At 71.6% G+C, this 12,089-nt stretch carries 10 protein-coding genes; 6 read left to right on the top strand and 4 right to left on the bottom strand.

The annotated features are described in order from the left end of the window. The 3 genes from ACIQGV_RS33490 to ACIQGV_RS33500 form a co-directional block, all read left to right on the top strand. The coding region (locus ACIQGV_RS33490; protein WP_402501523.1) for a hypothetical protein at nucleotides 1-365 on the top strand (365 nt) is incomplete at its 5' end. Between the two features lie 90 nt (nucleotides 366-455). Then, a complete protein-coding gene (locus ACIQGV_RS33495) occupies nucleotides 456-1,661 on the top strand; it encodes a hypothetical protein (protein ID WP_402501526.1) in 1,206 nt (401 codons plus the stop codon). Beyond that, complete coding sequence (locus ACIQGV_RS33500) at nucleotides 1,658-2,335, top strand: FkbM family methyltransferase (RefSeq protein WP_402501529.1); 678 nt, start codon at nucleotides 1,658-1,660, stop codon at nucleotides 2,333-2,335. Before ACIQGV_RS33495 ends, ACIQGV_RS33500 begins: the two co-directional genes overlap by 4 nt. A 214-nt stretch (nucleotides 2,336-2,549) precedes the next feature. On the opposite strand, the gene ACIQGV_RS33505 is transcribed toward ACIQGV_RS33500, so the two are convergent. Together ACIQGV_RS33505 and ACIQGV_RS33510 are read right to left on the bottom strand one after the other, a co-directional pair. Beyond that, the gene (locus tag ACIQGV_RS33505; RefSeq protein WP_402501532.1) at nucleotides 2,550-3,257 is read right to left on the bottom strand and encodes a GNAT family N-acetyltransferase; all 708 of its coding nucleotides are present in this window, start codon (nucleotides 3,255-3,257) and stop codon (nucleotides 2,550-2,552) included. A 186-nt stretch (nucleotides 3,258-3,443) separates the two neighbouring features. Next, entirely contained in the window at nucleotides 3,444-4,058 is a 615-nt protein-coding gene (locus ACIQGV_RS33510; protein WP_402501535.1) for a TetR/AcrR family transcriptional regulator, read from the bottom strand. A 106-nt stretch (nucleotides 4,059-4,164) separates the two neighbouring features. Here ACIQGV_RS33510 and ACIQGV_RS33515 point away from each other — a divergent pair, with 106 nt between their 5' ends. Both ACIQGV_RS33515 and ACIQGV_RS33520 read left to right on the top strand, forming a co-directional pair. After that, entirely contained in the window at nucleotides 4,165-5,100 is a 936-nt protein-coding gene (locus ACIQGV_RS33515; RefSeq protein ID WP_402501538.1) for an alpha/beta fold hydrolase, read from the top strand. A 684-nt stretch (nucleotides 5,101-5,784) separates the two neighbouring features. After that, the gene (locus tag ACIQGV_RS33520; protein WP_402501541.1) at nucleotides 5,785-6,276 is read left to right on the top strand and encodes a hypothetical protein; all 492 of its coding nucleotides are present in this window, start codon (nucleotides 5,785-5,787) and stop codon (nucleotides 6,274-6,276) included. A gap of 270 nt (nucleotides 6,277-6,546) precedes the next feature. Here the strand turns inward: ACIQGV_RS33520 and ACIQGV_RS33525 are convergent, their stop codons facing one another. Then, nucleotides 6,547-7,233: an alpha/beta fold hydrolase gene (locus tag ACIQGV_RS33525; protein WP_402501544.1), complete on the bottom strand. Its 687-nt coding sequence runs from the start codon at nucleotides 7,231-7,233 to the stop codon at nucleotides 6,547-6,549. Nucleotides 7,234-7,383: 150 nt separating this feature from the next. Here ACIQGV_RS33525 and ACIQGV_RS33530 point away from each other — a divergent pair, with 150 nt between their 5' ends. Next, nucleotides 7,384-8,397, top strand: coding sequence for a helix-turn-helix transcriptional regulator (locus tag ACIQGV_RS33530; RefSeq protein ID WP_402501547.1), 1,014 nt, complete (start codon nucleotides 7,384-7,386; stop codon nucleotides 8,395-8,397). Nucleotides 8,398-8,531: 134 nt separating this feature from the next. Here ACIQGV_RS33530 and ACIQGV_RS33535 read toward each other — a convergent pair whose 3' ends face one another. Then, nucleotides 8,532-10,799: a fibronectin type III domain-containing protein gene (locus ACIQGV_RS33535; RefSeq protein ID WP_402501550.1), complete on the bottom strand. Its 2,268-nt coding sequence runs from the start codon at nucleotides 10,797-10,799 to the stop codon at nucleotides 8,532-8,534. Nucleotides 10,800-12,089: the final 1,290 nt, after the last annotated feature.

The raw sequence follows: 12,089 nt of genomic DNA on the forward strand, positions 1-12,089 counted from the left end.
AGAGCGGTACGCACATCAGTACCGGTCCTGTTGTCTCTGGTACTGAGATCAGTACGGGGACGGCGTTCGGTACGGAGCAGAGCGGTACGCACATCAGTACCGGTCCTGTTGTCTCTGGTACTGAGATCAGTACGGGGACGGCGTTCGGTACGGAGCAGAGCGGTACGCACATCAGCACCGGCCCCCTCGTCTCCGGTACTGAGATCAGTACGGGCACTCAGTTCGGCACCCAGGTCAGCGGGACGCAAGTCAGCACCACAGTCAGTCTCTTCGCCGGTCACTACGTCCCGGCTCTGGAGGCTCTCGTCGAGTACTCCGTCCGGCTGCGCGACCGCGGGGTGCTGGAAAGCGTCGGGGGCCGGTAGGTGGAGGACGACCGCGCTCCGGACGCGAGCCTCCCGCCACCCGTCGACCCCGGCCGGCGTGACGCGCGCCGGGACCTCACGACATCTCTCGTGCGCCGCGGCCGAAGCGGCGAGTGCATCGCCCTGTGGCGCACCGAGGCGGCCTACGACGCCGAGGATCTCGCCTGGCTGGAACACCGGTCCTGGCTCGCCCTGCTGGAACACGACCTCCCGGTCGCCGGCGAGTACGCGCGGATCCATGCGGCGGTTCGCCTGGGCAGCGCCTGGTACCCGCGGTCCGCCCCGCCGCCCCGCCCGGGCGCCCCGGACATCCGCCTCACGGTCCCGAAGCTGCGCCACGACATCGACCAGTTCCGCTACCTGCAACAGCGGGGCGTCCTCGGTGACGAGTTCACCGGCATCATCAGCAGTTACGAGGAGACGGCCTCCCACCTGGAGTCGGCCGGTGTGGGCAGGCACGCGCCGGCAGACGCCTCGGCGTGGCGGGCCATCGAGCACGTCTACGGCCGACTCGTCCACGTACGGGACACTCCCCGCGTACGGCGTGCCCTGTCCGACGCATGGAAGCCCCGGGAGGTGGAGAACCAGTACCTCGACCAGCCGCCGGGCGTCGTGGTCATCGACGACTTCCTGGCTCCCGGTGCGCTCGAGGAACTTCAGCGCTTCTGTCTGGAATCGACCGTGTGGACGGGGAACCGCTACGCGCACGGACGACTCGGCGCCTTCTTCCGGGACGGGTTCAACTGCCCGCTGCTCCTCCAGATCGCCGAGGAGGTCCGGGACGCCCTGCCCCGGGTGATCGGCAAGCGCTACCCGCTCCGCCAGCTGTGGGCGTTCAAGAACCAGAGCAACTTCCCCGCCGACTCCAACACGCACGCGGATTTCGCCGCCGTCAATCTGAATTTCTGGATCACCCCGACCGAAGCCAATCTGGACGAGGGGTCGGGCGGACTCGTCGTCTACGGGGTCGATGCCCCGCTCGACTGGGATTTCGCCACGTACAACAACCGTACCGACGTCATCGAGCCCTACCTTCGGCAGCAGCACGCGAAATCCTTCAAGATCCCCTATCGCCAGAACCGCGCCATTCTCTTCAACTCGGACCTGTTCCACGGCACGGACGGCCTGTCCTTCCGGCCGGGGTACGAGAACCGGCGCATCAACATCACGATGCTCTACGGCGAGCGGGAGAACGACACCCACCACCGGCAGCTCTCCTCGGCCGCGTCACGGGACGGCGCGTCCATGGCCTGGCGGTCCGGGGCGTTCGGCCGTGTGCGCGGACATCGGCCGTGACCTCCCAGTACGGCCAGGACGAATTCGTCGTCGAAGTCCTCGGAGGAATGCGGGAGGGGTTCTTCCTCGACTCCGGGGCCTCGGACGGTCTGCAGGCGAGCAACACCCGCCTGCTCGAGCAGTCCTTCGACTGGACGGGCATCTGCATCGAACCGAACACGGAGTTCTTCGCCCGCCTCCTGGAGAACCGTCGGTGCGTCTGCGTGAACTGCTGCCTCTACGACCGGGAAGGTCATGTCGAATTCCTGGAGGCCGGGACGGTCGGGGGAATCCTCCACGAATACGATCCCTCCCTCCTGCGGTGCGCGAAAGACCTTCTGCGGGTCGCTGAAGGCAGCGCCCCTCCCACGGTCCGCAGGGCCGCACGTACCGTCCGCTCGGTCCTCGAAGCCTGCGCGGCTCCGCCCGTCATCGACTACTGGAGCCTTGACACCGAAGGGTCGGAACTGGCCATCCTGTCGAGCTTCCCTTTCGACCGGTATTCCTTCCGCGTACTGACGATCGAGCACAACTGGCTGCCGGTCCGTTCCCGCATCAGGACCTTCCTGGAGAGACGCGGATATCGATGGGTGCGGGAGGCCGGTTGCGACGACTGCTACGTCCGGCACGACGTCGCCCACCGCCCGTCCTGGCGAAGCGGCGCTTGGAGGCGGGCCGGCGTGACACCTCCATGATCGAGTGTCCCCGGCTCACTCCGGAACGATCCGGAACCGCAATGCCAGGGCCTGAGCCGTCGACCGGCGACACACCCGTCCCCCGAGCACAGCCCGCCGGGCATCCGTCACCGACGACGGAGGGATCTCCGGTCCACGACGATCCGCACCAGACCGACGACGAACCTCCGGCTCAGGCCGGTGGACGGGGGAGAAGGCGTCGCCCGGTCACGGCTCACGGGGTGCGGAAGCCGCGGAACGTCACCTGTCTGCGGGTGGTGAAACCGAGCCGTTCGTAGAGGGCGATCGCGCCGGTGTTCGCCTCGGCCACGTGCAGGAAGGGCCGTTCACCGCGGGCCGTGATCCGCACGACGAGCGCCCGGACCAGGCGGGCCGCACAGCCGCGCCCTCGCGCCTGCGGCGCCGTGCAGACCGCGCTGATCTCCGTCCAGCCGGGAGGCCGGAGCCGCTCGCCCGCCATCGCCACCAGGGCACCTTGCTCGTGGATGCCCAGATAGGTGCCGAGTTCACGGGTACGGGCCCGGAAGGGTCCCGGCCGGGTCCGTTCGACGAGGCCGAGCATGTCGGGCACGTGGTCCGCGCCCAGTTCGACGATGCCGGGGTCCGGCGCGGTGCCGAGGACCCCCGGATCGCCGTCGCCGGTCCAGATCATCTGGCGGCCTTCGAGGACGAAGACCGGCGGCCAGTCGGGCGGGGGCAGGACGGGGCAGCTGAACATGTCGGCGAACGCAGCGCCGCCCAGCAGCTCGGCGAGGTCGTCCCACGCGGCGGCGCCCGACCCGGCGGACACCGCGGAGAACGTCGCGACGTCCGGCACATAGCTGACGGCACCGCCCAGCCGCCGGGCGAGATGGGCGTGGTGACCGTGGAGCGACGCGGCCACCGGATCGTCGAGTACGGCCGCGTCCCGGGGACCCGTCATCGTGCTGCGCCTCTCCTGCCCTGCCCGGGACCGGGCCGACCGGTGGCCCGGCACGGTGTCGGCGGATGCCGGTGATCCATCGTAGTCGGCGGTGGAGGGCGGTGCCGGGAGCCGGGTGGGCCTCCCGGCGCGAGTGGCCGTCTTCGCGGACGCTCCGCCGCGCGGTTTCGGCCGCCCCGGCCTCGTTCAGGGGTGCAGGCGCGCGGACAAGCCCTCGAAGTAGCTGCGGTGCACGGCCGCCAGGTCGACCCTCTCGGGGTCGAGCAGCCACAGCAGGTGGGCGCCTTCGACGAAGGCGGCCGTCTCCGCCGCCAGGATCTGCGGATCGAGGCCCGCCCGGGCAGAACCGTCGGCCACGGCGCGTGCGAACAAGGCGGAGAGATGGCCGCGCAGCGCCCGGCCGCGGTCCCGGAACCAGGTGTGCAGCGCGGCACCCGGCTCCAGGTTCTCCGCGGTGAGAGTCATGTGCAGCGCGGTCAGCTGGCGTTCGGCGGTGGCGGTGTGCTCGGCGTCCCGGACGAACCAGTCGAAGGCACGGGCGAGAGTGGGTTCGGCGTCCCGCGGGACGGACAGCCGTTCCAGGGCGCGCCGGTCGGCCTCCTCCAGAACCGCTCGCACGAGCCCGTCCTTGCTGCCGAAGTGGTGGATGAGGGCCGAGGGCGTGGCGCCCGCGCGCTCGGCGATCGCTGCCACGCCGGTGCCGCGCACCCCCTGACGTGCGAACAGTTCGATCGCGGCATCCACCATGGCGCGCCGGCGCTCCACACCGCGCTGCTGCACCTGCCCTTTGACTCCGGCCATGCGATCAGGTTGCCCGCCGGGACCCCACGGAGTCCAACCGGATCCTCGCCCCAGGGCCGGGAAATTCCGGTGCGCAGCCCGCACCCAGCCATTATCTTGAACAACCATGCAGGAAAATAGAAGCGAGCACGAATACCTCACGGGCCGCGAGCGGTACGTCCGCGCGGGCGACGTCGAGTTGTGGGCGGAGGAGTTCGGGCACCCGGACCGTCCGGTGGTCCTGCTGGTGATGGGCGCACAGGCCCAGGGGATCCAGTGGAACGACGGGATCGTCCGCCGGCTGGTCGACGGGGGCCTCAGGGTCGTCCGCTACGACCACCGCGACACCGGACGCTCCTCCGTCGTGGACTTCGCCGCCCGGCCGTACACGATCGCCGACATGGCCTCCGACGCCCTCGCCGTGCTGGACGCGTTCGAGACCGGACGAGCCCATCTGGTGGGGGCGTCCCTCGGCGGGATCATCGCTCAGCGCCTGGCCGTCTCCCATCCGCACCGCGTGCTGACGCTGACGAGCCTGTCGTCCCAGCCCCTCGGCACGGACACGGCGGGAGCGGTGCAGCGCGCACTGGAGGGCGTGCCCGCGCTTCCCGGACAACTGCCTCCCCCGTCGGCCGAGTTGCTGACCGCGCTCATGTCGACGCTGCCCGACCCCGAGGCCGGCCCGGAGGACCATCTCGCCGCCCGGCTGCCGCTGTGGCGCGTGCTGCACGGACCGGTGCTGCCGTTCGACGAGGACGAGTACCGCGCGATGGAGCGGCGGGTCCACGAGCGGGCGCGTGATCTGCGTGCCGGTCTCCACCACACGCTCGCCGGAGCGGCGGGGTCCGGGGCCACGGCGGAGCTGTCGTCCGTGACCGCGCCGGCCCTGGTGCTGCACGGTACGGAGGACCCGATGTTCCCGCCGCCGCACGCCGAGGCGACCGCCGCCGCCCTTCCCCGCGCCCGGCTGGTGATGGTCGAAGGCATGGGCCACACCCTTCCCCGGGTGCTGGACGACCGCTTGGCCGACGAGATCCTGCGTCATGCACAGGGCAAGCGGTAGACGCCCGCACCGTTCGGCACGGCAGCGGCCGAAGAGGTCCCCGGCGGGTGCCAGAGGGTCGCGATCACCCCGCGGACGCGGCCTCCGGCACTCCGCCACGCCGCGGCGACATGGCCCGTCCCTCCTCGCGCCGTGAACGCCGTGAGCGCCGTGAGCGCCGTGAGCGCCGTGAGCGCCGGGTCGTCCTCCGGCCGCAGGACGCGGTGCAGGCGCAGGACCGTGCCCTGCGTGCTCGGGCGGCAGAGCTTCGTACGGTCACCCGAGCAGCGGCGGTTGCGGCAGCAGAGCGGCGCGAGTGGTCCAGGCCGGCACGTGGCCGACCAGGACGGCCTCGGACGTGGCGCTGCAGCAGAGCGCACTGCGCCCGCCGGACCGGCAACCTGACGGGATCAGAGGGGGGTTCGGCCGCCCCGCGTCACTCTGATCCCGTGCAGCGGATTGCCGAGGTCGTTCGCGGCTTCGGTGTCCCCGGTGTCCAGGACACGCTGGTCATCGTCGCGACCTCCTCGTGCCGCCCCGCCCCGCCGACACACCCGCTCAGGCAGGCCCGACACCACGCGGACCGGACATGCCGGCGGCAGCCCGCCTTCTGCCGCTCGTCGGCGTCCGGCAGGGCGGGACAGGCTCCGCACCGCGCCGATACCGGGGTGCGCACAAGTCCGGGAGGGTGTCACAGTCACTGCCGTGACCTTGATGAACGTGCTCGTCGACTTCGCCCGAACCGGCCGGATCGGGCCGCTTCGCTGCGGAATGTCCCTGGTCGAGGCTGAAGACCTTCTCGGCCGAGGGCGCCCGCACCCCGCCCACATCATGATGGGGCCCGACATCGACGGCTATCCCTACTCCTGGAACGGGCTGCAGCTGGTGGTCACGCAGCGGGCCGTCAGCGGAATCTGGATCAACCTCTGGCCCGGTTCCGCCGCCGGCCTCCCGCCGCTCGTCCTGCCCGATTCCGAGTCGTTCGAAGCCACCGTGCTCCGCGAGGAACTGACCACCGCCCTCGACACCGCAGGCTGCCACCACGAGGCCAACCCTGTCCTGACCTTCGGCGAGCAGTCGAGCATCCTCACCCGGCCCGCCGAGGTCTGCGCCGTCTTCAGCTCGCCCCGCCAGGACCACCACGTTCCGCACCGAGATCGGCACTACCTCGGCGTGATGCACAAGCACACGGCTTGACACCGCTGATTCCACGCAATGGTCGTGTCGGCATGGCGGCCGGAGCACGGAACATGAGCCAGAGCCCGGGAACGAAGGGCAGATGTTCACGGGTTCGGGCGGCGCTCGCAGCGGTCGTGCGCGTCGGGACGGTTGTCGGCGGGGTGGCGTCGCGGCGGCGGTCCGCCGCCGCCCGCAGCGCTGCCGGCATGGGTGCGTTGAACCCTCAACGTGCTGCTCGCCCGCTTCCCTCTCTTCGCCGAACGAGCCATGGCCGGAGTCCGTGCCCGGTCAGTCCCGGGACGCCGCCCCGTCGAGGAGGCGGGCGAGCTCGGCCGGCTCGGTGAACATCGGCCAGTGGCCGGAGTCGATGCCGGCGAACTCGACCTGCTCGGCCCGGGCGAGTTCCGGCGCCTCGCCGGCGGCGATCCATGCGCGGGCCTGCTCCGGGGTGAACTCCGGGCAGACCACCACGACCGGAACCTCGTAGCGGCGCTCGTCCGTCAGCCGGACCACACCCCTGGCCACCTGCTCGGGGACGGGGACGGCACCGGCTTCGATGCGCTGCCGCAGTTCCTCGTCGAGGTCGGCGCTGTCCGCACCCTCGAACGGGCCCCAGCCGGGGAAGGGCATGGCGCCGTCGCGCATCTCGAAGAAGTCGGCGTACGTCTGGCCGTCCTCTTTGGGGAAGCCTCCGATCAGCGCCAGCTTGGCCACCCGCCCCGGGCGCGCGTCGGTGGCCATCCAGCCGAGGGTGCAGGCGGCCGAGTGCGCCACGAGCAGGGGCTTCTCCACCGTTGCATCGACGGCGGCGAGGACCGTCGCCAGCTGCTCGTCGAGCGTGGCGGAGGAGCGTCCGTCGCCCTGGCCCGGAAGGGTCACCGGCCGCGGGCGGTGCCCGAGCGTCTCAAGGGCCGGTGTCACCGCATCCCATGCTGTGCCGTCCAGCCACAGACCGCCGATGAGCAGGATTTCCATGGTGGGATCAACTTTCCGTCGAGGTGGGAGCGGAGACAGCGGCCGAAAGCGTCGAGTGGACGCGGCCTGCCCGACCGGGCTCCGCCATGCTAGGAGGGGTTCAGGACGATCGGCTTCCTGATTGGCGGGGAGCCGCCTACGCTGTCCGGGGTGGAGACCGGAACGAGCCCCACCGCCCGCGCGCTGCGCACCCTTGAGATCCTGCGGACCCGCCCCGGCACGACGGCCGAGCAGCTCGCGGAACGGCTCGGGGTGACCGATCGCGCCGCACGTCGCTACGTCGCGATCCTCCGGGAGGCCGGCATCCCCGTGGACTCCGTGCGCGGCCCGCACGGCGGCTACCGGCTGGGGCGCGGGACCAGGCTGCCGCCGGTGAGCTTCACCCAGAGCGAAGCGCTCGGCCTGGTCATGGCGGTGCTCGACGGCAGGCCCGCCGCCACCGACCCCGGGGACCTCGTCGGCTCCGCCCTCGGCAAGGTCATCCACGCACTGCCCGAGGGGATCGGGCGTCAGGCGGCCGCGCTGCGCGAGCATGCCGCTGCCGCGCCCGACCCGAGTGCGGCCTACGCCGATCCCGCCGTCACGAGCGCCCTGGTGGACGCGATCGCGTCCCGGCGGCGTGTGGTGATCACCTACCGGAGCGAGGCCGGCAACGAGTGGCAGGCGGAGGTGGACCCGTGGGCGGTCGTCGTACGCCGGGCGCGCTGGTACCTGCTCTGCCGTTCCCATCGCGCGGACGCCGTGCGCACCTACCGGGTCGACCGGGTCCTGGCGGCCGAGGAGAGCGCGGTCGGGTTCCGGATGCCGGAGGACCTCGACCCGGTCGCGGTGCTGGAGGAGAACCTGGGCACCGGATGGGCCTATCCCACGCATGTGCTCTTCGACGCACCGGTGGAGCGGGTCGCCCCGTGGGTCGGGCCGCCGATGGGACGGCTCGAACCGGCGGGGGCGGCGGGAGAGCACTGCGTGCTCGTCGGCAGCACCCGCAACCCGGCGATGTACGCGCAGGAATGGCTGGCGGCGGTCCCTTTCGCCTTCCATGTCGTGGGCGGGACGGAGCTTCGGGACGCGGTTGCCGCCCTGGCGTCCCGCCTCGGCGCGGCCGTGTCCGAACCGGCATCGGGGGTGGGACAGGGCCGGCGCCGAGGCGTCGGCGGCGAGTGAACTCACCGGTGGCCCTGGCGCGGGGTCACGACGGAGCCCTCACCTCGATCGCACTGCCGTCCTCCGACGCGAAGGCCCCGCCGTCCGGAAGCACGAGGCGTCCGGACGACGGGGCCGAGGGATCGAGCGGGGCGTCAGGGCGCCATCAGCGATATCCCGAACGGCGTGGCCTGCGGGGCCGATTCGGTGCCGTCGGCGGCCACGGCGGTGACGACGTAGTAGTAGTACGCCCGTGCCAGGCCGGGGTCCTTGTACGTCAGTGCCGTCACGCCCGTGGCGATACGGTGCTCAGGGGTGAAGACGTCCGAGCCGGACGTGGACCGGTAGACGTTGTACGAGACGGTCGCACCCTGGTCGCACGCTCCGACCGCCCAGTTGAGCTGGACGTAGTCCGCGCCCCTGCCGCCCCCGGTGATCCTGGGGGTGGGCGGTCCGGTGATGACCGGGCAGGGCACGGTGACCTCGGCCATCGGCGAGTAGTCGGACCACTGGCTGTGCGTGCTGACGACGCGCACCACGTAGTACCAGGTCTTGCCGGCGGGCACGTCCACGTTCGTGAACGTCGTCCCGGTGATGAGTGGGGAGACCGAGTAGGCCGTCGTCGGGTCCGCGGCGGTCGTGCGGTAGACGTAGTAGCCGGCCACATCGGTCGACGTGCTCGCGGTCCACTCCACCTTGACGTTGCCGCTGTCGGCCGTCGCGGTGACCGAGGCGGGCGCGGCCGGCTTCTCGTGGACCGGCAGGCGCTTGCCGTAGACGGTGCCGTAGCCGGGCTCGGGCATGCGGGAGACGTTGCCGGCCGCGTCGACGGCACGGACGGTGTAGCCGAACTGCACGCCGGCCGCGGTGCCGGTGTCCAGGTACTTGCCGTCCCGCACCACGGCGATCTGCTCCCACGCGCCGAACATCGGCTTGCGCATGACGAGGTAGTGGTCCGTGTCGTCGGTGTTGGGCGTCCAGGTGAGGTGCACGCCGTCAGTGGCGTCCCACGCGTCCAGGCCGTACGGCATGTGCGGCGGGACGGTGTCGCGGGTGCGGGTGGCCGAGGCCGTCGCTGACGGGTCCGACTCCGTGCCGAGAGCCGTGACCGTCCTGACCTGGTAGTGGCGCACCTCGCCGACGGGCGCCGCGTAGTCGTCGTAGCCGGTGCCGGTGACCGGCGTCCCGGTCAGCCGGGTCCACGGACCGGAGGCCGACTCGGCTCCGTAGACGTGGAACCGGTGGGACGCGTCACCGTCGTACCGCCAGCCGACGGTGTTGCGGTCGGCCCAGCCGTCGGCGGAGACGGCCGTCGGCGGCAGCGGCTTGGCCTCGGTGGCGTCCAGCCGGACGGGCGCGGAGTAGGCGGAGGCGTTGCCCGCGCTGTCCTTGGCCCGCACGCGGTAGGAGTAGCTCGTGCCCACCGGGACGGACGGGTCGGTGAGCGCGGCGTTCTGCACGGGCGTGCCGACCGGGGCGAAGGTCCCCTCGGGCCCGACGGCCCGCTGCACCTCGTAGGAACTCGCCCCGCTCACCGGGGACCAGGAGAGCCGGGCGCCGGCAGAGGGGTCGTACGTGGCCGTGAGCCCGGTGGGCACGGCGGGGGCCGTCCTGTCGGCGCTGACGACGCTCGTCACCGCGGACAGCGCGGAGACGTTGCCGGCGCGGTCGACGCCGCGCAGGGCGTACTCGTAGGTGGTGCCGGTGGCAGGGGGCGCGTCGGTGAAGGCGGTGCCCGTGATCAGGGTGGAGTTGCGCAGGCTCCAGCCGCCGGTGCCGGCGACGCGGCGGTAGACGCGGTAACCGGCCAGGTCCATCTCGTGGTTGCGGGACCAGGTCAGGGTCGTCTTCAGGGCGGACGCCGAGTAGCTCGACTTCACGCCGACCGGGGCCAGGGGAGCGGTCTTGTCGTACGTGGCGCCGGTGACCGGCTTGTAGGAGAAGGAGATGTCGGCGGTGCCGGTGAAGGCGGCGAAGTCCACACGCAGGGTGTGGGGCCCGCGCGGCACGGTGAGGCGTACGGTCTTGCGCTGGGTCGAAGTGACGTTTCGCCACAGGTCGATCTTGCGGTTGCCGTCGAGGTAGACGCGGGCGCCGTCCTGGACGGCGAGGCTCAGGTCGAAGGGGCCGCCGGAGCCGAAGTCGCGGGTGGTGGTCCAGCGGACGCCGAAGTTGTCGCTCGGCAGGGTCACGCCGGAGGGGTCGCCGGAGCCGTAGTTCTCGGCGACGGCGGTGTCGCAGACGGTGGCCTTCGGAGTGCCGGAGAGGGTGGTGTCGGCGTAGTACTGGGCCTTCCACACGCCGGCCGGGCAGGTCACGGCCGCGTGCGCGGTCGCGGGGAAAGCGAGCCCGGTCAGGGCTGTGGCCAAGGAGAGCACGGCCGCACCACCTGTACGGCGCGCTGCGCCGAGGGATATTCGCATCTACGGATGCTCACACTTTCGATGAGGAGATGAGGACAAGGCGTGTATGCCGCCCCAATCGTGCCATTTGAAAGATCACTTGCGATAGGTGCTTTGTGCGGTGAAGTCACCGACGAAACAGGGCTGTTCGGGTGACGAGACGCAGTCATGAGGCGGCCGGGCCGCTTCGGCTTTGACGTCGCTCCCACCGCAGTGCGGATCCATGCCGTGGCCGTGCTCCCCGTCGGCCCCGGCACCGGTGAACCGCTGCCCGGCACGACCGCCGGCCTCCGGCTGCGCGCCTTTGCCGGCGGCCTCGACTCCGTCCGCGCTTCCTGTACTTCGTCATCGCCCTGCGCATCGTGGCCGCAGTCGCCTGCATCGAGGCCCGACCACGCGCATTGCGAAGGCACCCCGGCTGGCTCACAGGCTGAACAACCTGCACCGCGGCGACGTCACGTCCGGCATGACCGCGACCGGCCGCAGCTCCGGAGGGCCGGCTTGCCTGGCGTGCGGGCGCGGCGGTCACGACCGGCGCATCGTCCCCGACAGCCGCGCCTGACGCGGCGGCCAGGTGCCCGCTCCCTGCCTGAAGCGCATCTGCCCCTCACGGATCCGCCCCGCCGTCCGGGGGCGCCGGGTGGTGGGAGCCCCCCCCGCGCACGCGGGACGGACCTGAACCCCCAGTCCCTTCGGTCCCTGCAGCAGAGCTGCTCCTCGCACCCGCGGGGATGGATCCTTCGTCAGGTGGACATCCCGTGGGCGGCACCGCCCATGTGGGCGATCCTGCCCGAACGGGGGTCCCGGTGGCACTCGCCGAAGAACAACGGAGCAGCCCCCGGCCTGGCCCGTTGCTGTGAAGCCGCCGGCCCGTTGGGTTGAACGGGTGAATGCAGCGGCGAGAGGGGTGGGCAGATGGTGACGCGGGTGTTCTCCGACGAGGAGTCGGGGCCATGCGCTCGCTCCCGGCAACCGGCAAGGACGAGCTGATCCGCTACCGCAAGCGGCTCTCCGGCCGGCGAGCCAGGACGGCCCGCCGGCACAGGGACCGGGTCCTGGCCGAGCGGATCCGGGAGGTGCACGGCGAGGCCGGCACGAGTGCGGACAACGCTGCCTGCGAAAGCTTCCACGCCTCTCGAACGCGAGACCCTCCAGGGCGCCCCCGGCCACGGCGAAGTCGGCACCTGCAGAAAGACCGTTCTCGCCTGGCTGACCCGCTGCAACACCCGCCGTCGGCACTCCGCCGACGGCCACCTCGGCCCCAACGCATACGAGCGCCGGCACCACGCCACTGAACTCACGCCCGCCGCG

Source organism: Streptomyces sp. NPDC093094, from assembly GCF_044754345.1.
Lineage (GTDB): Bacteria > Actinomycetota > Actinomycetes > Streptomycetales > Streptomycetaceae > Streptomyces.